This window comes from Paracoccus yeei ATCC BAA-599 (assembly GCF_000622145.1).
In the GTDB taxonomy this organism is placed as follows: domain Bacteria; phylum Pseudomonadota; class Alphaproteobacteria; order Rhodobacterales; family Rhodobacteraceae; genus Paracoccus; species Paracoccus yeei.
This window is the reverse complement of the sequence record NZ_KK211403.1, coordinates 175,218-197,836: the sequence shown is the minus strand read 5'-3', so window position 1 is coordinate 197,836 and position 22,619 is coordinate 175,218. Positions and strand designations below refer to the sequence as shown.

Genomic DNA, 22,619 nt, shown 5'->3' with positions numbered 1-22,619 from the left:
TGCGGCCCTACTGCTTGCGTTCCCAGCGCCCGCCGGCCTCGGACCAGTATTCCGCGTCCGCCCCCTCGGCCTTCAGCACGCGCCATTGCGCGCGGGCGCGCTCTAGCGCTTCCGGGTCGTTGCCGTCGAACAGGATGCAGGCGCGCTCCAGCGCCGCGACCTCGGCACCCGACACCTGGGCCCCGTCCACCGCGATCAGGCAGCGTGCCGCATTGGCGGCGGGCTGGCCCTCGACGGTCAGCAGGACGGGCTGGCGCGCATCATGCGGCCCGCCGGCCAGACCGTGGGGCAGAAACCCCTCGCCCAGCCAAAGGACTTCGTCCAGCGCGACCTGGCGCGCGCGGTCCCTGCCCCGCAACTCGATCCGCCAGCCGGCCTGCAGGCTCTTGCCGATCAGCATCGGCAACAGCCGCTCGGGCCCCGAACGGGTAAGGTGATAGAACAGGGCCGAGCCCATCAGCCCTGCGCCTGATCGGCGGGGCCCGCTGCCTCGAAATCGTCGCGCACCAGGCGATCCAGTGCCATCACCCCCCAGCCCGTCGCGCCCTTGGGCGCCATCGGCGTCTCGCCCGGCGGCAGCGCCACGCCGGCGATGTCGAGATGGATCCAGGGCGTGCCTTCGCGCACGAAGCGTTGCAGGAACTGCGCCGCGGTGATCGAGCCTGCCGGCCGGCCGCCGGTGTTCTTGATGTCGGCCAGCCGCGAATCGATCAGCTTGTCGTAGGACGGGCCCAGCGGCAGCCGCCAGGCGCCTTCGCCCTCGGCCCGCGCGGCGGCCAGGAAGCGGTCGGCAAAGGCGTCGTCGTTGGAAAACACCCCGGCGTTGTCGTGCCCCAGCGCGATGATGACCGCGCCGGTCAGGGTCGCCAGATCGACAATGGCCCTGGGCTTGAAGCGGTCCTGCGCATACCACAGCACGTCCGCCAGCACGAGCCGGCCCTCGGCATCGGTGTTGATGACCTCGATCGTGTCGCCCTTCATCGAACGCACGATGTCGCCCGGACGCTGGGCGCGGCCGTCGGGCATGTTCTCGACCAGCCCGACCAGGCCCACGACATTGGCGCGCGCCCGGCGCAGCGCCAGGGTGCGCATGACGCCCGCGACGACGCCCGCGCCGCCCATGTCCATGGTCATCTCCTCCATGCCGGCGGCAGGCTTGATGGAAATGCCGCCCGTGTCGAACACCACGCCCTTGCCGACCAGCGCCAGCGGCGGCTCGTCCCCGCCGCCCTGCCAGCGCATCACCACGACCTTGGAGGGGGTTTCCGAACCCTGCCCGACCGCCAGCAGGGCGCGCAGGCCCAGCCGGGCCAGTTCGTCCTCGTCCAGCACCTCGACCTCCAGGCCCAGCTCGCGCATCGCCAGCAGCCGGTCGGCGAAATCGCTGGTGGTCAGGACGTTCGCCGGCTCGTTCACCAGGTCGCGGGTAAAGAACACGCCCTCGGCGCGCGCCGCGCCGGCCCTGGCCTTGCGGGCCAGTTCCTCGGGGTCCTTGTGCATGAAGCAAACCTTGCCACGCGGCGTCACGCCGGGCGCGGCGCCGGTTTCGGGTTCGTCCGGGGTGGCGGCGTCGGACAGCCGCGCATCCTCGGCCGCGCCGGTGCGCGACAGCGACACCGGCGGTTCGGCCGGCAGGTCGCCGCCGGCGGCCGGCTCGGTCCTGGCGGTCTTGTAGGCCGAGAAATCATAGGCCCGCAGGGCCAGCCCCAGCGCGACCTCGGCCGCATGGGGGTGATCGCCCGCCAGCACGGTCAGCTCGGCCTTGCCGTGGCGCGCGCCGATGGCGGCGCCGGCCTTGCGCGCGGTCAGCGCATCGGCGCGGCGCGGCAGGGCGATCAGTTGCAGCGCCTCGGCCGCCATGCCGGCGGGAAAGGCCAGTTCCAGCGCCTGGCCGGGCTTCGTGCCCTTCCACGCCTCCGAGGCCAGCGCCCGCGACGCCGCCTCGCGCGCGGCGCGCGGCAGGCCCGAAGGCAGGCGACCGTTTTCGGGAACCAGGATGGCGATCCGCCCCGCGCGCTCGGCAAGCCCCTCGTTTGCGATGGCGGTAAAGGATATTTCGACCGGACGGCTCATGTTCGTTGCTCCCTGAAAGGCTCTGTCGGCGAAAACTAGTGCCGCGGCGAGCGGTTGACCAGAGGCGGGGCTTTTCCAAAGCCGGCACAGCGGCTAAGCAGGCCGGACAGACCCCGCGCGAAAGCCATCATGCCCCGGATCGACCGCTATCTTCTGTCGCAGTTCCTGACGTTGTTCGGGTTCTTTGCGCTGGTGCTGGTGTCGGTCTACTGGATCAACCGGGCCGTGTCGCTGTTCGAGCAGCTGATCTCGGACGGGCAGACCGCGCTGGTCGTGCTGGAGTTCACGGCCCTGACGCTGCCGCTGGTGATTTCCGTCGTCCTGCCCATCGCGGCCTTTGCCGCCACCGCCTATGGCACCAACCGGCTGTCGTCGGAATCCGAACTGGTGGCGATGCAGGCGGCGGGCATGTCGCCTTGGCGGCTGGCGCGCCCGGTGCTGGTCTTTGGCGTGCTGGTCGCGCTGATGGTGGCGTTTCTGGTCCATGCGCTGGTGCCCTTGGCGCGCGGCCGCCTGGCCGACCGCCAGACCGAGATCGCCCAGAACGTCACCGCGCAGTTCCTGCGCGCCGGCGCCTTTCAGTACCCGGTCGACGGGGTGACGCTTTACATCAGGGACATCGCGGCCGACGGCCGTCTGCTGGACTTCTTCCTCGAGGATGCGCGCAACCCCCGGAACCAGACGACCTACACCGCCACCCAGGCCCTGCTGGTCAGGACCGAGGACGGCCCCCGGCTGGTCCTGATGCAGGGCATGGCGCAGAACCTGCGGCTGGAAGGCGGGCAGCAGCGCCTGTCGGTGACGCGCTTCGACGAGCTGGCCTATGACCTGGGCATCCTGGTCCAGCCCGGAGAGACGCGGCGGCGCGACCTGCGCGCCTATTCGACGCCCCAGCTTCTGCGGGGCGACGCGGCGCTGCTCGAGGCGACCGGATCGACCGCCGACCGCGCCGCGGCCGAGGCACACGACCGGCTGGCCAAGCCCCTGCAGGCGCCGGTGGCGGCCATGCTGGGCTTTGCCATGCTGCTGCTTGGGGGGTTCAGCCGCTTTGGCGTCTGGCGCCAGGTGGTCTGGGCGGTGCTCGCGCTGATCTTCGTGCAGTTCCTGGGCACGGCGGCGGAAAGCCAGGTGGCGCAGGATGCCTCGCGTTGGCCGCTGATCTATCTGCCGCCGGTGGTGGGGGCGCTGATCTGCGCCGCCGTCCTGTGGCTGGCCGTCCGGCCCCGGCGGCTGCGGCGCGGAGCCAGCCAGACCGGCGGGGCCGCGCCATGATCCTGTCCGCCTATGTCGCGCGCCGCTTCCTGCGCATGTTCGTCATGATCGCCGCGATCTTTGCCGCGATCCTGTTCCTGATCGACGTGGTCGAACAGATCCGCCGCTTTTCGGACCAGGACATGGGGCTGATCGGCGCGGCCGGCCTGTCGGCGCTGAACATCACCGCAAGCTTCTATTCCATCCTGCCGCTGATCACCGTGCTGGCGGGCATCGCCCTGTTCCTTGGCCTGTCGCGCAGTTCCGAACTGGTGGCGATCCGCGCCTCGGGGCGGTCGGGGCTGCGGGTGCTGGCGGCGCCTGCCGTCACCGCGGCGCTGCTGGGCGCGCTTGCGGTCGCGGTCCTGAACCCGATGGCGGCGGCCACGACGAAGCGCTACGACGACGCCGTCTCGGCCATCCGCAGCGACCACGGCCAGACCGTCAGCCTGGGCAACAGCGCGGTCTGGCTGCGCCAGTCGCTGCTGACCCCCGGCGCGGGGAACGACGCGCCCCGCGGCCAGGTGGTGATCCGCGCCAGCCGCGCCAGCCCGGACGCGACAACGCTTTACGACGCAACCTTCATGGTCTTTGCCCCCGACCAGGGCCCCACCCGCCGCATCGACGCGGCCGAGGCGCGGCTGGCGGACGGCGCCTGGCAGTTGAGCAACATCAAGGAATGGCCGCTGACGGAATCGAACCCCGAGGCGATGGCCCGCAGCACCGCCCGGCTGGAACTGCCGACCGAACTGACCGCCGCGCGCATCCGCGACAGCTTCGGCCGCCCCGAGGCGATCCCGATCTGGCAGTTGCCCGATTTCATCGGCGGGCTGGAGCGCGCGGGCTTTTCGGCGCAGCGCCACAAGGTCTGGTTCCAGATGGAACTGGCCCTGCCCCTGCTGATGGCGGCCATGGTGGCGATCTCGGCCGTCTTCGCCATGCGCCACATGCGCGGGCGCAAGATGGGGCTTTTGGTGCTGGGCGCCTTTGGCTGCGGCATCGGGCTGTTCTTCCTGCGCAATCTGGCGCAGGTGCTGGGCGACAACGGCGGCATCCCTCCGGCGCTTGCCGGCTGGGCGCCGCCCATCGTGGCGCTGCTTTTTGCGCTTGGCGCGCTTCTGCGGCTGGAGGACGGTTGATGACGGCAGGACCGCAACGGTTTCGGCAGGGCGCCGCCGCGGCGATGGGCGCAGCCTGGATGCTGGGGGCCTCGGCCGCCTGGGTGCCGGCCTGGGGGCAAAGCCTTGCGCCCGAAGGCCAGACCCTGCCCGTCTATGACGACTCGGGCGATTTCCTGCGCGGTTCGGACAGCGGGCCCGCGCTTGCCCCCACGGAATCGCCCGACGGCGACCAGCGCTTTGCCGACGGGACCGAGGCGAGCCAGACCCCCCGCATCGCCCCGAGCCCGGCCCGCGTGCGCATCGCGCCCTCTGCCGAGCCGGCCGAAGGCGCGCCCGCGACGGTGCTGGCCGACAGCGTGACGCTGGACGGGGACCGGCGGCTGACGGCATCGGGCGGGGTGGTGATCTGGTACCGGGGCACGCGGCTGATCGCATCGCGCGTGATCTATGACAGCCAGAACGGCGGCGCGGTGATCGAGGGGCCGATCCACCTGACCCAGCCCGCCCGCCGGGGCACGCCCGACGAAACCATCGTCGTCGCCGACAGCGCCCAGCTTGACCCGAACCTTCAGGACGGCATCCTGCGCGGTGCGCGCCTGGTGCTGGCGCGCGAGATGCAACTGGCCGCGCGCCAGATGCAGCGCAAGGACAACGGCCGGCTGACCGTGATGCAGAACGTCGTCGCCTCAAGCTGCCAGGTCTGCGCCGAAAATCCGATTCCGCTGTGGGAAATCCGCGCCCACGCCATCACCCATGACGCACAGACCCGCACGCTGCGCTTCGACCAGCCGCAGCTGCGCGCCTTTGGCCTGCCCATCGTCAGCCTGCCCAGCCTGACCGCGCCCGATCCCACGGTCGAACGGATGACCGGCTTTCTGCAGCCGCGCTTTCGCACCACATCAAGCCTGGGGCCGGGCATCAAGCTGCCTTATTTCGTCACGCTGGGCGATCATGCCGACGTGACGCTGACGCCCTATGTCGCCGCGAGCCGCACCTCGACGCTGGAGATGCGCTATCGCCAGGCGTTCAGCAACGGCGCGCTGGAGCTGAACGGCGCGCTGACCCGCGACGACATCGAACCCGGCGAGACGCGCGGCTATCTGTTCGGCGCGGCGCGCTTCGAACTGCCGCGCGGCTATCAGCTGGGCGTCCAGCTGCAGATGGCCAAGGACCGCGCCTATCTGCTGGACTACGACATCACCGACGCCGACCGGCTGTGGAGCGGGATCACCCTGGACCGGGTGGTGCGCGACCGGATGGTGACGGCGCGGATCGGCAATTACGAATCGCTGCGCGACGACGAACCCGACGACATCACGCCCTCGATCGTGGCCGACGCCCTGTGGCAGCGGCGCTGGCAGCCGGGCCGGATCGGCGGGCTGGCCAGCATGGAATGGTCGCTGCACGCGCACCGCCGCTCGTCCCAGCAGGACATCGTCGGCCGCGACATGGCGCGCGGCTCGGTCGCGATGGACTGGCAGCGGACCGAGATCCTGCCGATGGGCGTCGTCGGCACCATCGAGACGCGACTGGACGCGGATTTCTATCGCATCAATCAGGACAGCCGGTACGAGGACTGGGTTGCGCGCGCCGACCCGACGCTGGCCGCGCAACTGGCCTGGCCCTTTGCCCGCCATCAGGACGGCGTCACCCAGATCATCGAGCCGATCGTGCAAGTCGTCTGGTCGCCCGAACGCGATTCCGAGGACGAGGTGCCGAACGAGGACAGCCGCCTGATCGAGTTCGACGAAGGCAACCTGTTCTCGCTGAACCGCTTTCCGGGCTGGGACGCGCGGGAATCGGGCCTGCGGGCGAATGTCGGCCTGGGCTGGACCCGGATCGACCCGGCGGGCTGGTCGCTGGGGCTGACGGCGGGGCGGGTGCTTCGCAGCCAGCCCGACCTGTCCTTCGACGGGACCGGGCCCCTGGGGTCGAAAAGCTCGGACTGGCTCCTCTCGGCCAACTACCAGGGCTCGAACGGGCTGGCGCTGGTCAACCGGGCGCTGTTCGACGACAGTTTCTCGATCAGCCGGAACGAATTGCGGCTGGGCTGGCTGAAGCCCGGACTTCAGCTGTCGGCGGGCTATCTGTGGCTGGATTCGAACCCGCGCGAGGAGCGTTTCCAGGATGTGTCGGAACTGACCGCGACGGCGGGCTGGCAGATCGCGCAGGGTTGGTGGGCCAATGCCGAGGCGCGCTATGATTTCACCGCGGACCGCGCCCAGAAGGCCGAACTGGGCATCGAATACCGCAACGAATGCATTACCGTCGAAATGTCCGTCGAGCGGCGCTTCACCTCGACCGAGACGCTGTCGGCGGACACGAGTTTCGACCTTGGCATCCGGCTGGGCGGCTTCGGCCAGGGCACGGCAGGTCCGGGAACGGTGGCGCGCCGCGCCTGCCTGCGCTAAGGTCCGGCCAAACAAGCGGCGAGGGAGCTGATGCGGCGAATTTTCCTGGGGGCGGCCATGGCCGCGATTCTGGCGGGCACGGGGTTCGTGCCGGGTCCGGGCACGCTTCCGGCGCTGGCGCAGGCCGATCTGTTCCGGCCGGTGGTCTTTGTGAACGATTCGGCCGTGACCCGGTACGAGGTGGACCAGCGCGTCCGCTTCATGCAGTTCCTGCGCGCGCCCGACGTCGACGCGGCGGCCGCGGAAAAGGCGCTGATCGATGACCGGCTGCGGACATTCGCCGCCAAACAGGCCGGCATCGACGTGTCGGACGACCAGATCAACGCCGGGCTCGAGGAATTCGCGGCGCGCGGCAACCTGAGCACCGACCAGTTCGTGCAGGTGCTGGCGCAGAACGGGATCGACCGGCAGACGTTCCACGATTTCATCGTCTCGGGGATCCTGTGGCGGGAATTCGTGCGCCAGCACCTGATCGGCCTGGTGCGCGTCACCGACGCCGAGGTCGACCGCGAAATGGGCCGCATCATCGCCACGCCCCAGGTCACCGGCGTGTCGCTGTCGGAACTGATCATCCCCGCCCCCGCGGGACAAGAGGCGCAGGCCAACGCGCTGGCCGAACGCATCGTGGCCCAGACCCGCAGCGAGGCGGATTTCGCCCGCTTCGCGCAGCAGTATTCGGCAACCCCTTCGGCCGAGCGCGGCGGCCGCCTGCCCACGACGCCCTTGGCAAACCTGCCCCCAGCGCTGCGCCCGATCCTGCTGCAGATGCAGCCCGGCCAGGTCAGCCAGCCCCTGCAGGTTCCGGGCGCGGTCGTCCTGTTCTATCTGCGCGGCACCCAGGGCACCCTGCGTCCGGGGGCCGAGGAGCAGATTCTGGACTATGTCCGTTTCCGCCTTGCCAACCGGCAGGATGCCGCGCGCATCGCCGCTCTGTCGGATACCTGCGCGGACCTGTTCGTCCACGCCCGCGGCCTGCCGCCGGAACAGATCCAGCGCCAGAGCCTGCCGCAGGGCCAGATCCCGACCGGCGACGCGATCCGGCTGGCGGTGCTGGACGACAACGAATCCACCCTCATCACCGAGGGCGGAGCCGCCGTCACCCTGCTGATGCTGTGCAAGCGCACGCCGGCCCTGCTGGCCAATGCCCCGCCCCGTCCGGTCGCGACCGCGCCGGGCGAGGAACCGGCCCAGCCCGACCCGGCGGCCCTGCCCGCGCGGGAAGAGGTGCGCAACCAGATCTTCAACCGCAAGGTCGGGCAGGCCGCGGAAAGCCATCTGGCGGAACTGCGCGCCAATGCGATCATCCGCCGGCCCTGAGGCAAGGCCGGACCGAAGCCTTTCCCGTTGTCGATTGGCCTCTGGACCGATGGCAGCGCCCATGGACGACCCGGGACATCTGGACAGGAACCCATGCAAAAGCCGCGCCCCATCATCCTGACCTGCGGCGAACCGGCCGGCGTCGGACCCGAGCTTGCGCCCAAGGCCCTTGCCGCCGGCGTGCCCTTTGTCTTTCTGGGCGATCCGCGCCATCTGCCCGCCGGAACCGCCTGGGCCGAGGTCCACGATCTGCGCGAGCCGGTCGCGGCGGGTGTCCTGCCCGTCCTGCGCCATGATTTCGCCGGGCCGGCCGTGCCGGGTCGCCCCGAGCCGGCCAATGCGGCGGGCGTCGTCGCGGTCATCGCCCGCGCCGTCGATCTGGCGATGCGGGGCGAGGCGGGCGGCATCTGCACCCTGCCGATCAGCAAGGAGGCGCTGAAGCACGGGGCGGCATTCGCCTTTCCCGGCCATACCGAATATCTGGCCCATCTGGCTGGGGATGTGCCCGTGGTCATGATGCTGGCCTCGACCGCCGTCGAGCCGCCCTGCCGGGTGGTGCCGGTGACGATCCACATTCCCCTGTCCGAGGTGCCACGCGCCCTGACCCCCGAGGTGCTGGAACAGGCGGTGCGCATTACCGACGCTGCCTTACGCCGGGACTTCGGCATCGACATGCCCCGCCTGGCAGTGGCCGGGCTGAACCCCCATGCGGGCGAAAACGGGGTCATGGGGACCGAGGAGATGGCCTGGATCGCCCCCCTGATCGCGCGCCTGCGCGCCGAAGGGCTTGACCTGGCCGGGCCGCTGCCGGCCGACACGATGTTCCATGCCCCGGCACGGGCGCGCTACGACGCGGCGCTTTGCGCCTATCACGACCAGGCGCTGATTCCGATCAAGACGCTGGATTTCGCCGGCGGGGTGAACGTGACGCTGGGCCTGCCGTTCGTGCGCACATCGCCCGATCACGGCACCGCCTTTGACATCGCAGGAAAAGGCCTGGCCGAGGCCGGCAGCGTCATCGCCGCGCTGCGCATGGCCTGGGACATGGCCGGGCGGCGGCAGGCATGAGCGCGATCGACGGGCTGCCGCCGCTGCGCGAGGTCATCGCGCGCCACGACTTGCGGGCGAAAAAGCAGTTGGGCCAGAATTTCCTGCTGGACCTGAACCTGACCGCCAAGATCGCCCGCGCCGCCGGCGACCTGACCGGCTGCGATGTGATCGAGGTCGGCCCCGGCCCCGGCGGCCTGACCCGGGGGTTGCTGGCCGAGGGCGCGCGCCGGGTGCTCGCCATCGAAAAGGACGACCGCGCCCTGCCCGCACTGGCCGAGATCGCCGAAGCCTATCCGGGCCGGCTGGAGGTGATCCACGGCGACGCGCTGGAAATCGACCCGCTGGCGCATCTGACGCCGCCGATCCGCATTTGCGCCAACCTGCCCTACAATGTCGGCACCGAGTTGCTGATCCGCTGGCTGACGCCGCCGCAATGGCCGCCGTTCTGGGAATCTCTGACGCTGATGTTCCAGAAGGAAGTGGCCGAGCGCATCGTGGCCCGGCCCGGCGGCAAGGCCTATGGCCGGCTGGCGGTCCTGGCGCAATGGCGCAGCGACGCGAAAATCGTGATGACCCTGCCACCCGAGGCCTTCGTGCCCGCGCCCAAGATCCATTCCTCGGTCGTGCATCTGACCGCGCTGCCCGAGCCGCGCTATCCCGCCGATGCGGCGGTGCTGAACCGGGTGGTGGCGGCGGGCTTCAACCAGCGGCGCAAGATGCTGCGCGCCTCGCTGAAAGGGCTGCATCCGGCGATCGAGGACTTGCTGGTCGAGGCGGGGATTGCCCCCACCGCGCGGGCCGAGGAGATCGGGCTGGAACAGTTCTGCGCGCTGGCGCGGCTGTTGGCCGCCGCGCCGCGCTGATCCTTATTCGCCCGAGGCTTTTTCCGCCGCAGGCTTTTCGGCCGAGGCAGCAGGCTTGCGCCGCGTGCGGGGCGCCGCGCCGGGCGCTGCCGCCGTGGTGCTGCGCGTGCGGCGACGCGGGGCGGGCGCTTCCTCGGCCGGGGCAGCCTCGGCCGTCTCCTTGGCGGCGGGTGCAGCAGGCTGCGGCTCGGCCGGTTGCGGCTCGACGGGCGCGGGTGCGGCTTCGGGGGCCGGTTCGGGACGCGCGGTGGATTCCGGCGTATCGACCGGACCGGCCGCCTCTTCGGTGGCGATCACCGGAGGCAGGCCCAGTTCCGGCTGCGGCTCGGGTTGGCGCTCGGCGCGGGCGGGCTGGCGGTCCTCGCGCGGCTCACGCTGTTCCCGCGCCTCGCGATTGCTGTCGCGCCGATCGTCCCGGCGGTCGTCGCGGCGCTGCTCGCGGCGGTTTTCGCCCCGGCCCTCCTGGCGGTTTTCGCCCCGGTCGCCGCGATTGTCGTCGGCGCGTTCGGCACGGTGGCCGTTCTGGCCGCTCCACGACTGGCCGGACTCACCCTGATGGCCGTCGTCGCGATCCTCGTCGCGCGGCTGGCCGTTCTGGTGGCCTTGGCGCTCGGCCTGCTCGCGCTGCGCCTCGCCCAGCATCCGGGTATAGTGTTCGGCGTGCTGAAGGAAGCTCTGCTCGGCAACCCGGTCGTTCGACAGCTGGGCATCGCGCGCCAGCGTCAGGTACTTTTCAATGATCTGCTGGGGCGTGCCGCGAACCTTGCCCTCGGGACCCGAAGAGTCGAAAACGCGGTTGACCACGTTCCCAAGCGTGCGTTGGCGGTTCGACTTGTTACGCGAACGGGATTTGGATGATCTCATCAGCTTATTGTCAATTGGTGGCACGGCTACAGGCCGGCTCTGGTTGGGGTCATATCGTGCAGCAGGTGCCAGTTCAGAAGCGGAGCTAAGCCCGATATCCCATTTGACCGATGAAGGCTGAGGGCAACTGACCCGTGCGTGGGCGGCTACGCCCCCGTCACACCGTTCACTAAGCATCCCCAGACCGGGCTGACAAGCGCTTTTTTCGATTTTTCCCCGGAATCTGCCCCCGGTCGGCGGATCAGCGCGGTTTGCGGCCCGAAACCACGCGGTCGCGGCCATCCAGGTCCTGACGCAGCGTCACCTGCACGAGCCCGGCCGCCTGCATCAGCGCGGATACGGCGGCACCCTGGGTCGGGCCGATCTCGACCATCAGCCGGGCGCCGGGGGTCATATGGGCCGGGGCGCCCGCCACGATGGCACGATAGGCCGAAAGCCCGTCCGCCCCATCGGTCAGCGCGCCCGCCGGTTCCCAGTCGCGCACCTCGGGCGACAGATCGGCCATCTCGGCCTGCGCGATATAGGGGGGATTCGACACGATCAGATCATACCGACCGACGACGGCCGAGAACCAGTCTGACCGGAGGAAATCCGCGCAGACGCCTGACATTTCAGCATTTTCACGCGCCACTTCAAGCGCCGCGACCGAAATGTCGGCGCCCGTTCCCCTGGCGCCCGGCCGCTCGGCCAGGACCGAGATCAGGATCGCCCCCGTCCCGGTGCCCAGATCCAGCACCGTGCCGAAGGGCTCCTCTATGGCGGCGGCGACCAGGGTTTCGGTTTCAGGTCGCGGGTCCAGGGTGTCCCGGGTCACGCGGAATTCGTGTTTCCAGAAGGCGCGGCGGCCGATGATCTGGCTGACGGGCTGGCGCGCGGCCCGAGCCGCGATGGCCGCGCGAAAGACGGCCTCCGCCGCATCGGGCAGCGGCAGGTCAAGCGCCTCGCGCAGGCGATGCCGGGGCACGGCAAGGGCGTGTTGCAGCAACAGCCGGGCGTCGCGTTCCGGCTCCGGTACGCCGGCGGCCTGCAACACCGGAACGGCGGCGCGCAGCATCTCGTGCCCGGTGGGCATCAGCCCTCCTGCATGGCCAGCCGGGCGGCCTGGTCATGGGCGATCAGCGCGTCCGTGATTTCGGTCAGGTCGCCCGCCATGATCCGGTCCAGCGCATAAAGCGTCAACCCGATGCGGTGATCGGTCATCCGGCCCTGCGGAAAGTTGTAGGTGCGGATGCGTTCCGATCGGTCGCCCGAGCCGACCTGGGACTTGCGGTCGGCAGCGCGTTCGGCATCGGCGCGGCTCCGCTCCTGATCGTAAAGCCGAGCGCGCAACACGGCCATGGCGTTGGCGCGGTTCTGGTGCTGGGACTTTTCGCTGCTGGTCACGACGATCCCGGTCGGCAGGTGGGTGATGCGCACCGCCGAATCTGTCGTGTTGACATGCTGCCCGCCCGCGCCGCTGGCGCGCATGGTGTCGATGCGGATGTCGCCTGCGGGGATGTGGATATCGACCTCGGCCGCCTCGGGCAGGACGGCGACGGTCGCGGCGCTGGTGTGGATGCGGCCGCCGGATTCGGTCTCCGGCACGCGCTGGACCCGGTGCACGCCGGATTCGTATTTCAGCCGGGCAAAGACGCCCTCGCCCTCGATCCGCGCGACGGCCTCGCGCACGCCGCCCAGTTCGGATTCTGACAGCTCCAGCAGCTGAAAGGTCCAGCCCTGCGATTCCGCATAGCGGCGATACATGGTCAGCAGATCGCCCGCGAACAGCGCGGCCTCGCCCCCGCCGGTGCCGGGGCGGATCTCCAGGATCGCGGGCCGGGCGTCGGCCGCGTCGCGCGGCAGCAGGGCAATGCGCAGCCGCTGCTCCAGGTCGGGCAGCAGGCCGCGCAGGCGCGACAACTCGTCCTCGGCCAGCTCGCGCATCTCGGCATCGGCCAGCATGGCCTGCGCCTCGCGGATGCCGTCCTGCGCCGCGCGCCACTCGGCGATCTGGGCGACGACGGGCTTCAGTTCGGCATATTCGCGGCTGATCCGGGCGATTTCGTCGGCCGAGGGACCGGCGTTCAGGCGCGCTTCGAGAAACTCGAAGCGCTGGGTGATCTGGGACAGGCGTTCGGCGGGAAGCATGGGTGGGAATTAGCCGCGAAGCCGGCAACCCGCAAGCCGGAACGGTATCGCGCCCCGCGGCATGGCGCGGGCGGGGCGCGCCGGGTTCAGCCCCGCGCCTCGGCCTTAGCCTGCAGGCGGCGGGCGTGCAGAACGGGTTCGGTATAGCCCGAGGGCTGCATCCGGCCCAGGAACACCAGGTCGCAGGCGGCCTGGAACGCAACCCCGTCATAGCCCGGCGCCATCGGGCGATAGGCGGGATCCCCGGCGTTCTGGCGGTCCACGACCTCGGCCATCTTGCGCATGGCGTCCATGACCTGGCTTTGCGTCACCACGCCGTGGTGCAGCCAGTTCGCCAGCGACTGGGCCGAGATGCGCAGTGTCGCACGGTCCTCCATCAGGCCCACATCGTGGATGTCCGGCACCTTCGAGCAGCCGACCCCCTGGTCCACCCAGCGTACGACATAGCCCAGGATGCCCTGGCAGTTGTTTTCCAGTTCGCGGGCGATTTCCTCGTCGCTGTAGTTGCGGCCCTGGGCCAGCGGGATGGTCAGCAGGTCCTCCAGTCGCGCCGGACGCTTCAGCGCCTCGATCTCGGCCTGGCGGGCGTGGACGTCGACCTTGTGGTAATGCGTGGCGTGCAGCGTGGCGGCCGTGGGGCTGGGCACCCAGGCAGTGTTCGCGCCGGCCATCGGATGGGCGATCTTTTGCGCCAGCATGTTGGCCATCTTGTCGGGAATCGCCCACATGCCCTTGCCGATCTGGGCCTTGCCGGCCAGGCCGCAGCGCAGGCCGATGTCGACGTTGCGGTCCTCATAGGCGGAAATCCAGGGCTGGCCCCGCATCTCGCCCTTGGCGAGCATCGCGCCCGCCTCCATCGAGGTGTGGTATTCGTCGCCGGTGCGGTCCAGGAAGCCCGTGTTGATGAAGGCCACGCGGTGTTTCGCGGCGCGGATGCATTCCTTGAGGTTGGCGCTGGTGCGGCGCTCCTCGTCCATGATGCCCAGCTTGACGGTGTTGCGGGGCAGGCCCAGCACATCCTCGACAAAATCGAAGATCTCGACGGCGAAGGCCACTTCCTCGGGACCGTGCATCTTGGGCTTGACCACATAGATCGAGCCGGTGACCGAATTGCGCGGCCCGTCCTTCTTCAGGTCGGGCATGGCGCAGAGCGTCGTGACCATGGCGTCCAGAAGCCCTTCGAACGCCTCGTTGCCCTCGCGGTCCAGGACGGCGGGCGTGGTCATCAGGTGGCCCACGTTGCGCACCAGCATCAGGGCCCGTCCCTTGGCCGTCGCCGTGGCGCCATCGGGCGCGGTGAAGGTCACGTCCGGGTTCAGGCGGCGGGTGAAGGTCTTGCCGTTCTTCTCGACCTCTTCGGCCAGGGTGCCGTCCATCAGGCCCAGCCAGTTGCCATAGGCGAGCGTCTTGTCGGCACCATCGACGCAGGCGACGGAATCCTCGCAATCCATGATCGCGGACAGGGCGGATTCGATCACCAGGTCGGCGATCCCGGCCTTGTCCTGCTGGGCGACGGGTTTCGAGGGGTCGATGACCACGCGGATCAGCAGCCCGTTGTTGCGCAGGAAGATGTCGCTGGGCTTGCCGGCCTCCCCGATGTGGCCGGCAAATTTCGCCGGATCGCGCAGCGCCGGGACCAGCGCGCCGTCCGCAACCGAAAGCCCGTCGATTCCGGCCCAGGACCCTTCGGCCAGCGGCACGGCCCCGTCCAGGAAGTCGCGCGCCCAGGCGATGACGCGCGCACCGCGTTCGGGGTCATAGCCCTTGGCCTGCGGCAGGTCGCCCATGGCGTCGGTGCCGTAAAGCGCGTCGTAAAGGCTGCCCCAGCGGGCGTTCGCCGCATTGATCGCGTAGCGGGCATTGGTGATCGGCACAACCAGCTGCGGCCCCGCGATGCTGGCGAATTCGGGATCGGTTTCGGGCGTCTCGACGGTGAAGTCCTCGCCCTCGGGCACCAGATAGCCGATCTCGGTCAGGAAATCGCGATAGGCGCCCGCATCCGCCGGCTCGCCGCGGCGGGTGATGTGCCAGCCGTCGATCGCGGCCTGCAGCGCGTCGCGCTTTTCCAGCAGCGCGCGGTTGCGGGGGCCGAAGTCGTGGATCAGCGTCGAGAGACCCTCCCAGAAGCGCCGGGGCTCGACCCCGCTGGCGGGAAGCGCCCTTTGATTGATGAAATCCGCAAGCACTTCATCGACCCGCAATCCGGCCTTTTCCACGCGACCCATCGCGATCCCCTTCCTTAGTTCTCTGTCGGCAGTTCGGTGCACGGTGGTATGCCAAACCTCGGTGATTGACAACTCCGGCCACTTTATATCGGGCGTATAATCTGATTTTTCGAAAAATAAAAGAACCGCCGCCCGGGATGGGCGGCGGCCGATGCATGTCCCGCGCCGTCAGTTGCTGGCAGGGGGCGTGGTGGTCGTGCCGGGGGCCGGCGTCGTCGGCGTTGCGGGTTCGACGCTGATCGCATCACCCACGGCATCGCCCGCGTCGCGCGCGGCTTCGCCTGCCGCATTGGCGGCGTCGGTCGCGGCATCACGCGCCTGACTGGCCGCGTCGCTGGCCGCCTCGGCCGCGTTGTTCGCGGCATTGCCGGCGGAGGTCCCTGCCGCATCGACAGCGTTGCCGGTGGCAGTCGCCGCGTCCTCGGCGGCATCGCGGGCCGCATCGGCGGCATTTCCGGCAGCGGCGTTGGCATCCTCGGCGGCGTTGCTCGCGGCAGTGCCGGCGCTGCTGGCCGCGCTGCTTGCGGCATCGGCCGCGTTGCTGGCGGCGCTGGCCGCGTCATTCGCGGCGGCGTCGGCGGATTCGGCCGCGTCATTGGCCGCATCGGCGGCGGCGTCCGCGGCAGGCGCGGTCGTGGTGCCCGCAGGCGCCGCCGTCGTGTCCGTGGCGGGCGCAGTGGTGGTGGTCGCGGCGGGTTCGTCGCCGGTCGTCACCTCATTGCGGTTCATGAAGTATTGCAGAACGAAATAGGCAATCGCCAGCGCAAGCAGAATACCGATGATCAGCGGCAGGGGCGACGCGCGCTTTTCGACGGGCGCGACATAGGTCTGGTTGACCTGCCCCGGACGGGCGGGGTCCACCGGATCCACGCGGTTGGGATCGTTCGGGTCGATATTTGACATCTCGCTCTCCTCTGTATGTCCCCCGGATCCTGGGCGGTAAGGCGAAGCGGGCGGCCGCATCCCGCCGCGGCGATCCACCCGGCTTGCGACCCGGCTATCTGGCGTCTAACTGTTGAGTTTCCGCACAAGTTCCGTGCGTTGTCGTTTTTATTCCCGCAGGCCGAGGTGCCCCATGACCGCCACCCGATCCCTCGCCGACTGGCGTCTCTATCCGTTCCAGATCACCGAAACCCGGCTGGAGTTCGACCTGGCGCCACGCGGCACGCGGGTGCGCTCGCGCATCGCGTTTCGCCGCCAGGGCCCGGGCGACCTGGTGCTGGACGGCGCCGGGCTGCGCACGCTGGCGCTGTCGGTGGATGGCAAACCGCTTGATCCCGCGCTGATCGACGCGGCGAACGAACGGCTGGTCGTGCCCGACCTGCCCGACGCCTTCACCTTTCAGGCCGAGGTCGAGATCGACCCCGAGACCAACACCGCGCTGGAGGGGCTGTATCTGTCCGGCGGCATGTTCTGCACCCAGTGCGAGGCCGAGGGGTTCCGCCACATCACCTGGTATCCCGTCCGGCCCGACGTGATGGCATCCTTTCACGTCACGATCAATTCCGATCAGCCGGTGCTCTTGTCGAACGGCAACCCCGGGGAAAGCGCCCCCGGCCGCGCCGTCTGGCACGATCCCTGGCCCAAGCCGGCCTATCTGTTCGCGCTGGTGGCGGGCGATCTGCGCGCGGTGTCCGACCGCTTCACGACCGCTTCGGGTCGCGATGTCGCGCTGAACGTCTGGGTCCGTCCCGGGGACGAGGGGCGCGCCGGCTATGCGCTGGAAAGCCTGATCCGCTCGATGCGCTGGGACGAACAGGTCTATGGCCGCGAATACGATCTGGACGTGTTCAACATCGTCGCCGTCGACGATTTCAACATGGGCGCGATGGAGAACAAGGGGCTGAACATCTTCAACTCCAAGCTGGTGCTGGCGACGGCGGACACTGCGACCGATGGCGATTACGAGCGTATCGAGGGCGTGATCGCGCACGAGTACTTCCACAACTGGACCGGCAACCGCATCACCTGCCGCGACTGGTTCCAGCTGTGCCTGAAAGAGGGACTGACGGTGTTCCGCGACCAGCAGTTCACCGCCGACATGCGCAGCCCCGCGGTCAAGCGCATCCATGACGTCCAGACCCTGCGCGCCCGTCAGTTCCGCGAGGATGCCGGGCCGCTGGCGCATCCGCCGCGCCCCGATCACTATCAGGAAATCAACAACTTCTACACCGCCACCGTCTACGAAAAGGGCGCCGAGGTCATCGGCATGCTCAAGCGGCTGGTGGGAGACGAGGGCTATGCCTCGGCGTTGGACCTCTATTTCAAGCGACACGACGGCCAGGCCTGCACCATCGAGGACTGGATCGCCGTGTTCCAGGACGCCACAGGCCGCGACCTGACGCAGTTCAAGCGCTGGTATACGGACGCCGGCACCCCGCGCCTGTCCCTGGTCGAGGAATGGGACGCGGGCACGCTGACCCTGCACTTCCGCCAGGAAACCGCCCCGACGCCCGGTCAGGCGGAAAAGCCGCCGCGCGTCATCCCCATCGCCCTGGGTCTGATCGGCCCGAACGGAGACGAGGTGCTGCCGACCACGGTGCTGGAGATGACCGAGGCGCAGCAGAGCTTTGCCTTCGAGGGCCTGGGCGCGCGCCCGGTCGTGTCGCTGCTGCGGGGATTTTCCGCGCCGGTGACGGTTTCGCGCGACATGGCGGCCGCCGAACAGGCGCTGCTGCTTGCGCATGACACCGACCCCTATGCGCGCTGGCAGGCGGGCCACGATCTGGCGCTGGACGCGCTGCTGGCCGGAGCCACCGGGACCGCAGGCGGGGCCGAGTTCGTCCAGGCGCTCGGCGGCGTTCTGGACCAGGCCGAGGCCGATCCCGCCTTCGCCGCGCTGTGCCTGTCCCTGCCCGGCGAGGAGGAGGTCGCGACAACACTGGCCGCGCGCGGTGCGACCCCCGACCCCGACGCGATCCACGCCGCGCGCGAGGCCTTGGCGGCGGCGCTTGCCCAGGCGCATCAGCGCGCCCTGGCCCGGCTTTACGACGCCATGGCATCCTTTGGCCCCTATCGCCCCGATGCCGAGGGCGCGGGCCGGCGCAGCCTGTGGCTGGCCTGCCTGGGGCCGCTGTCGCGGCTGGATGGGGGCGCCCGGGCCAAGGCGCTGTTTGCCGATGCCACCAACATGACCGAACGCCAGGGGGCGCTGGAACAGTTGGTGACGCTGGGCCGCGACGCCGAGGCGCTGGCCGATTTCGCCCGCGACTTCTCGGACAACCGGCTGGTCATGGACAAGTGGTTCATGGTCCAGCCGCTGCGCAGCCCGCCCCGTCAGGCGGTGGCCCGCGCCCGCGCCCTGGCGGCCCGCCCCGATTTCGACTGGAAGAACCCCAACCGGTTCCGCGCCCTGATCGGCGGGCTGACCGCGAACCATGCGGGCTTCCACGCGGCCGACGGTTCGGGCTACGACTTCGTGGCCGAGTGGCTGATGCGCCTCGACCCGGTCAACCCGCAGACCGCGGCCCGGATGTGTTCGGCCTTCGAGACGATCTCGCGCTATGACGCGGACCGCCGCGCCCGGGCGCGCGCCGCGCTGGAACGGCTGGCTGCCCTGCCGGGGCTTTCGCGCAACACATCCGAGATGGTTACGCGCATCCTTGCCGGTGCCGGCTAGGCCCGCAAGAACCGCCCTTGCGGCGGCCTTGCGGGCACGGCATTACGGACTCATGGATGCCCGCGAGGACATGAAGAACCGTCTTGATCCGCTGATACACGAGCGGGCGCCCTGGCTCTTTTCGGGCCGCTGGCACCATGAGCTCGCGCGGCAGGCGCTGATGTGGCTGCTGCGCTATCCGCGCACCGTCGAGCTTGGGGCAGAGTACCGCGACCTGCCCATGGACGAGGTGATGCGCCGCGTCGCCCAGCTGATCGTGCGCGACCTGACCGTCGAGGGGCTGGAACATATCCCGGCGACCGGGCCGGCGCTGATCGTGTCGAACCATCCGACCGGCATCGCGGACGGCATCGTGCTTAGCGCGCTGGTGTCGGCGGTGCGGGACGACCTGTTCATCTACGCCAACCACGACATCATGCGCATCCTGCCGCAGTCTTCCAGCCTGATCGCCCCGGTCGAATGGCGCGTGGAAAAGCGCAGCCACTCCAAGACCCGCGCGACGATGGACTACACGCGCGAGGCGCTGGACCGCGGCCGCATCGGGCTGATCTTCCCGTCCGGACGCCTGGCCAAGCGGCGCGGCCTGGCGCTGCACGAACGGCCCTGGATGGCGAGCGCCGCGATGATCGCCAAGAAGTTCGACGTGCCGGTGATCCCGCTGCGGATCCGGGCGCGCAATTCGGTCCTGTTCTATCTGCTCGACGCGATCCACCCCACCGTGCGCGACGTGACCCTGTTCAACGAGGTCCTGAACAAGACCGGCCAGCCGTTCCGGGTGACGATCGGCGCACCCATCCCGCCCTCGGCCTTGCCCGCCCGCAGCGAGGACGGGATCGCCCTGCTGCGCGACACGGTCCTGGCCCTGCCCGCACCGGGCGAAGGCGCAGTCAAGCTATCGCAGCTCCGCCGGCTGTCGCAGGGCCGCCATGCCGTCGTGACCCCGCGACCCATCGAGTAATCCCGATGTCCCTCGAACGGCACTGTTCTTGGGTATTTGAAAAACGGTGAATGGCGCAGCGCCGCGCCTGCCATTCACCGTTTCTGAAATACCCATGCGGCGGCGCCACCCGAAAGGCGTTGCGGCGCGTCAGACCACCATGTCGTCGCGATGGATCAGCGCGGCACGGCCGGGATAGCCCAGAATGGCACCGATCTCGTCGCTGCGGTGCCCGGCAATGGCGCGGGCCTCGGTCGAGGAGTAACGCACCAGCCCCGAGGCGAGCCGCGCGCCCTGCCCGTTCTGGATCACGACCGGATCGCCCCGCCCGAAGCGGCCCGAGATGGCGGTGACGCCGGCCGGCAGCAGGGACTTGCCTCGCCCCAGCGCCTCGGCCGCACCGGCATCGACGGTGATCTCGCCCTTCGGCTTCATCGCCGCGATCCAGCGCTTGCGTGCCGCATGGGGGTCGGTGTCGGGCAGGAACCACGTCACCCGCGCGCCCCCTGCCACGGCGGCAAGCGGGTTCAGGACCGAGCCCTCGGCGATCGCCATGGCGCAGCCGCCGGCCACGGCGGTGCGCGCGGCCATCAGCTTGGTCTTCATGCCCCCCTTGCTGACGCCAGAAATCGGATCGCCGCCCATGGCCTCGATCTCGGGGGTGATCTGCTCAACCACCGGCAGGTGGCGCGCCGTGGGATCGGTCTTGGGGTTGGCGGTGTACAGCCCGTCCACATCGGACAACAGCAGCAACTGGTCGGCACCGCAGGTCACGGCGATCTGGGCCGCCAGCCGGTCGTTGTCGCCAAAGCGGATCTCGTCCGTCGCCACGGTGTCGTTTTCGTTCACGATGGGCACGGTACCCAGGCCCAGCAGCGTCTGCATGGTCGCCCGGCTGTTGAGGTAGCGGCGCCGGTCCATCGTGTCGTCCAGCGTCACCAGCAACTGCGCGGTCTTGACGCCATGCGGGGCCAGCGCCTCCTCATAGGCGCGGGCCAGGCGGATCTGGCCCACGGCTGCCGCCGCCTGGGACTGCTCGACCCGCAGCGAGCCCGGCGGCAGTTCCAGCACCTGCCGCCCCAGCGCGATGGCGCCCGAGGACACCAGCACCACATCCGTTCCCCGCGCCCGCGCCGCCGCCACGTCGTCGCACAGCGCGCGCAGCCAGGCCGCGCGCAGCCCGTCCGGCCCCACCAGCAGGGCCGAGCCGATCTTGACCACCAGGCGCTGCGCCCGCGCCAGATCCGGGATCAGGGTCGCCACGGCTGGTCGTCCTTTTCCGCGACGGCCCCGCGCGACGGTGCGATCTGCGCCCAGAGCGCGCGCAGCACCTCGGCCACCCCTTCGCGCGAGACGCCCGACATCAGCAGGACCGGGCCGCCGGTCTCGGCTTCCAGCGCGGCGCGCTTTTCCTCGCGCTCCTCGGGGTCGATGGCGTCGATCTTGTTCAGGGCCGTCACCCGGGGCTTTTCGGCCAGCGCGGGCGAATAGGCGGCAAGCTCGGCCAGGATGGTGCGCGCATCGCCCGCCACGTCCTCGGCCGTACCGTCGACCAGGTGCAGAAGCACGCGCGAGCGTTCGACATGACCCAGGAACTGGTCACCGAGACCCCTGCCCTCGCTTGCGCCCTCGATCAGGCCGGGGATGTCGGCCATGACGAATTCGTGCTGGTCGATGCCCACCACGCCCAGGTTCGGGTGCAGCGTGGTGAAGGGATAGTCGGCGATCTTGGGCCGGGCGTTCGACACCGCCGACAGGAAGGTCGACTTTCCGGCATTGGGCAGGCCCAGAAGGCCGGCATCCGCGATCAGCTTCAATCGCAGCCACAGCGTCCGTTCGATGCCGGGCTGGCCGGGATTGGCGTTGCGCGGCGCGCGGTTGGTCGAGCTTTTGAAGTGCAGGTTGCCAAAGCCGCCGTTGCCGCCCTTGGCCAGCAGCACGCGCTGGCCCGGTTCGGTCAGGTCGGCGATCACGGTTTCCTGATCCTCGTCCAGGATCTCGGTGCCGACGGGCACGCGCAGCACCACGTCCTCGCCCGAGGCGCCGGTGCGCTGGGCCCCCATCCCGTGCTGGCCGGATTTCGCAAAGAAATGCTGCTGGAACCGGAAGTCGATCAGCGTATTCAGCCCGCCGACCGCCTCGGCCCAGACATCGCCGCCGCGTCCGCCGTCGCCGCCGTCGGGGCCGCCATATTCGATGAACTTCTCGCGGCGGAAGGACACGCAACCCGCGCCGCCTCCGCCCGAACGGACATAGACCTTGGCAAGATCGAGGAATTTCACGGTCAGCATCCTTGCATTGGCAAACCCGTGGGATACGCATATCGCGTTTCCGGTTCAAGGGCGGCGTGACTTTGACCCCGGCGCGGTGCTAGATCTCGGACCAAGCCGAACGGAGCCCGCCATGCCTGTCCTGACCTATACGATGCTGACCGTCGCCATCGCGCTCGAAGTGGTGGGCACGACCTTCCTGCAACGCAGCGAACAGTTCACGCGGTTGTTCCCGACGCTGATGACCGCGATCTGCTATGGCGCGGCGTTCTATTTCCTCAGCCTCACGCTGAGGACGATCCCCCTGGGCATCGCCTATGCGATCTGGAGCGCATTGGGAATCGTGCTGGTTTCGCTGATCGGGCTGGTGGTCTTCGGCCAGAAGCTGGACCTGCCCGCGGTCATCGGACTGGGGCTGATCGTTGCCGGCGTCGTGGTGGTGAACCTGTTCTCGAACAGCGTCACGCATTGAGGTGCCCTTAACTTTTCCG

18 protein-coding genes are annotated in these 22,619 nt (G+C 69.6%); 9 read left to right on the top strand and 9 right to left on the bottom strand.

Annotated features, from left to right (window positions below):
* Window positions 1-7 precede the first annotated feature (7 nt).
* Window positions 8-457, bottom strand: coding sequence for a DNA polymerase III subunit chi (locus BU28_RS0120470; RefSeq protein ID WP_028721081.1), 450 nt, complete (start codon window positions 455-457; stop codon window positions 8-10).
* Window positions 457-2,073: a leucyl aminopeptidase gene (locus tag BU28_RS0120465; RefSeq protein ID WP_028721080.1), complete on the bottom strand. Its 1,617-nt coding sequence runs from the start codon at window positions 2,071-2,073 to the stop codon at window positions 457-459. Before BU28_RS0120465 ends, BU28_RS0120470 begins: the two co-directional genes overlap by 1 nt.
* A 129-nt stretch (window positions 2,074-2,202) precedes the next feature.
* Here BU28_RS0120465 and lptF point away from each other — a divergent pair, with 129 nt between their 5' ends.
* From lptF to rsmA, 6 genes are all read left to right on the top strand, one after another.
* Window positions 2,203-3,345 carry an LPS export ABC transporter permease LptF gene (gene lptF / locus BU28_RS0120460; protein ID WP_028721079.1) on the top strand — a complete coding sequence of 381 codons (1,143 nt, stop codon included), beginning with the start codon at window positions 2,203-2,205 and terminating at the stop codon, window positions 3,343-3,345.
* On the top strand, window positions 3,342-4,463 hold the full coding sequence (lptG, locus tag BU28_RS0120455) for an LPS export ABC transporter permease LptG (protein ID WP_028721078.1): 1,122 nt from the start codon (window positions 3,342-3,344) through the stop codon (window positions 4,461-4,463). Before lptF ends, lptG begins: the two co-directional genes overlap by 4 nt.
* Entirely contained in the window at window positions 4,463-6,856 is a 2,394-nt protein-coding gene (locus tag BU28_RS0120450) for an LPS-assembly protein LptD (protein WP_028721077.1), read from the top strand. The genes lptG and BU28_RS0120450 overlap by 1 nt, the downstream gene beginning before the upstream one ends.
* A 30-nt stretch (window positions 6,857-6,886) precedes the next feature.
* Entirely contained in the window at window positions 6,887-8,173 is a 1,287-nt protein-coding gene (locus BU28_RS0120445) for a peptidylprolyl isomerase (RefSeq protein WP_028721076.1), read from the top strand.
* A gap of 93 nt (window positions 8,174-8,266) precedes the next feature.
* Window positions 8,267-9,241, top strand: a complete 975-nt coding sequence (pdxA, locus tag BU28_RS0120440) for a 4-hydroxythreonine-4-phosphate dehydrogenase PdxA (protein WP_028721075.1) — start codon at window positions 8,267-8,269, stop codon at window positions 9,239-9,241.
* Window positions 9,238-10,086 (top strand): 16S rRNA (adenine(1518)-N(6)/adenine(1519)-N(6))-dimethyltransferase RsmA, encoded by an 849-nt coding sequence (gene rsmA, locus BU28_RS0120435; protein ID WP_028721074.1) that lies wholly within the window; start codon window positions 9,238-9,240, stop codon window positions 10,084-10,086. Before pdxA ends, rsmA begins: the two co-directional genes overlap by 4 nt.
* 3 nt (window positions 10,087-10,089) lie before the next feature.
* Here the strand turns inward: rsmA and BU28_RS24000 are convergent, their stop codons facing one another.
* The 5 genes from BU28_RS24000 to BU28_RS23995 all read right to left on the bottom strand — a co-directional run bounded on the left by BU28_RS24000 (window position 10,090) and on the right by BU28_RS23995 (window position 16,205).
* Window positions 10,090-10,950 carry a DUF4167 domain-containing protein gene (locus BU28_RS24000; protein WP_036763847.1) on the bottom strand — a complete coding sequence of 287 codons (861 nt, stop codon included), beginning with the start codon at window positions 10,948-10,950 and terminating at the stop codon, window positions 10,090-10,092.
* Window positions 10,951-11,191: 241 nt separating this feature from the next.
* A complete protein-coding gene (gene prmC / locus BU28_RS0120425; protein WP_028721073.1) occupies window positions 11,192-12,022 on the bottom strand; it encodes a peptide chain release factor N(5)-glutamine methyltransferase in 831 nt (276 codons plus the stop codon).
* The gene (prfA, locus tag BU28_RS0120420) at window positions 12,022-13,077 is read right to left on the bottom strand and encodes a peptide chain release factor 1 (protein ID WP_028721072.1); all 1,056 of its coding nucleotides are present in this window, start codon (window positions 13,075-13,077) and stop codon (window positions 12,022-12,024) included. The genes prmC and prfA overlap by 1 nt, the downstream gene beginning before the upstream one ends.
* A gap of 86 nt (window positions 13,078-13,163) precedes the next feature.
* A complete protein-coding gene (locus tag BU28_RS0120415) occupies window positions 13,164-15,302 on the bottom strand; it encodes a malate synthase G (RefSeq protein ID WP_028721071.1) in 2,139 nt (712 codons plus the stop codon).
* A 168-nt stretch (window positions 15,303-15,470) separates the two neighbouring features.
* Window positions 15,471-16,205 carry a hypothetical protein gene (locus BU28_RS23995; protein WP_036763844.1) on the bottom strand — a complete coding sequence of 245 codons (735 nt, stop codon included), beginning with the start codon at window positions 16,203-16,205 and terminating at the stop codon, window positions 15,471-15,473.
* Window positions 16,206-16,377: 172 nt separating this feature from the next.
* Between BU28_RS23995 and pepN the strand changes: the two genes are divergently transcribed.
* Together pepN and BU28_RS0120400 are read left to right on the top strand one after the other, a co-directional pair.
* A complete protein-coding gene (pepN, locus tag BU28_RS0120405) occupies window positions 16,378-18,921 on the top strand; it encodes an aminopeptidase N (RefSeq protein ID WP_028721070.1) in 2,544 nt (847 codons plus the stop codon).
* A gap of 70 nt (window positions 18,922-18,991) precedes the next feature.
* A complete protein-coding gene (locus BU28_RS0120400) occupies window positions 18,992-19,879 on the top strand; it encodes a 1-acyl-sn-glycerol-3-phosphate acyltransferase (RefSeq protein WP_374384834.1) in 888 nt (295 codons plus the stop codon).
* Between the two features lie 129 nt (window positions 19,880-20,008).
* Here the strand turns inward: BU28_RS0120400 and proB are convergent, their stop codons facing one another.
* Both proB and obgE read right to left on the bottom strand, forming a co-directional pair.
* Window positions 20,009-21,121 (bottom strand): glutamate 5-kinase, encoded by a 1,113-nt coding sequence (gene proB / locus BU28_RS0120395; protein ID WP_028721068.1) that lies wholly within the window; start codon window positions 21,119-21,121, stop codon window positions 20,009-20,011.
* Entirely contained in the window at window positions 21,109-22,140 is a 1,032-nt protein-coding gene (gene obgE, locus BU28_RS0120390) for a GTPase ObgE (protein ID WP_028721067.1), read from the bottom strand. Before obgE ends, proB begins: the two co-directional genes overlap by 13 nt.
* Window positions 22,141-22,261: 121 nt before the next feature.
* Between obgE and BU28_RS0120385 the strand changes: the two genes are divergently transcribed.
* Window positions 22,262-22,600 carry an SMR family transporter gene (locus BU28_RS0120385; RefSeq protein WP_036763839.1) on the top strand — a complete coding sequence of 113 codons (339 nt, stop codon included), beginning with the start codon at window positions 22,262-22,264 and terminating at the stop codon, window positions 22,598-22,600.
* Window positions 22,601-22,619: the final 19 nt, after the last annotated feature.

What these genes read in the sequence shown, in the direction of transcription:
- BU28_RS0120470 (WP_028721081.1), bottom strand. Translation starts at nt 457, where the DNA reads ATGGGCTCGGCCCTGTTCTATCACCTTACCCGTTCGGGGCCCGAGCGG.
- BU28_RS0120465 (WP_028721080.1), bottom strand. Translation starts at nt 2,073, where the DNA reads ATGAGCCGTCCGGTCGAAATATCCTTTACCGCCATCGCAAACGAGGGG.
- lptF (WP_028721079.1), top strand. Translation starts at nt 2,203, where the DNA reads ATGCCCCGGATCGACCGCTATCTTCTGTCGCAGTTCCTGACGTTGTTC.
- lptG (WP_028721078.1), top strand. Translation starts at nt 3,342, where the DNA reads ATGATCCTGTCCGCCTATGTCGCGCGCCGCTTCCTGCGCATGTTCGTC.
- BU28_RS0120450 (WP_028721077.1), top strand. Translation starts at nt 4,463, where the DNA reads ATGACGGCAGGACCGCAACGGTTTCGGCAGGGCGCCGCCGCGGCGATG.
- BU28_RS0120445 (WP_028721076.1), top strand. Translation starts at nt 6,887, where the DNA reads ATGCGGCGAATTTTCCTGGGGGCGGCCATGGCCGCGATTCTGGCGGGC.
- pdxA (WP_028721075.1), top strand. Translation starts at nt 8,267, where the DNA reads ATGCAAAAGCCGCGCCCCATCATCCTGACCTGCGGCGAACCGGCCGGC.
- rsmA (WP_028721074.1), top strand. Translation starts at nt 9,238, where the DNA reads ATGAGCGCGATCGACGGGCTGCCGCCGCTGCGCGAGGTCATCGCGCGC.
- BU28_RS24000 (WP_036763847.1), bottom strand. Translation starts at nt 10,950, where the DNA reads ATGAGATCATCCAAATCCCGTTCGCGTAACAAGTCGAACCGCCAACGC.
- prmC (WP_028721073.1), bottom strand. Translation starts at nt 12,022, where the DNA reads ATGCCCACCGGGCACGAGATGCTGCGCGCCGCCGTTCCGGTGTTGCAG.
- prfA (WP_028721072.1), bottom strand. Translation starts at nt 13,077, where the DNA reads ATGCTTCCCGCCGAACGCCTGTCCCAGATCACCCAGCGCTTCGAGTTT.
- BU28_RS0120415 (WP_028721071.1), bottom strand. Translation starts at nt 15,302, where the DNA reads ATGGGTCGCGTGGAAAAGGCCGGATTGCGGGTCGATGAAGTGCTTGCG.
- BU28_RS23995 (WP_036763844.1), bottom strand. Translation starts at nt 16,205, where the DNA reads ATGTCAAATATCGACCCGAACGATCCCAACCGCGTGGATCCGGTGGAC.
- pepN (WP_028721070.1), top strand. Translation starts at nt 16,378, where the DNA reads ATGACCGCCACCCGATCCCTCGCCGACTGGCGTCTCTATCCGTTCCAG.
- BU28_RS0120400 (WP_374384834.1), top strand. Translation starts at nt 18,992, where the DNA reads ATGAAGAACCGTCTTGATCCGCTGATACACGAGCGGGCGCCCTGGCTC.
- BU28_RS0120385 (WP_036763839.1), top strand. Translation starts at nt 22,262, where the DNA reads ATGCCTGTCCTGACCTATACGATGCTGACCGTCGCCATCGCGCTCGAA.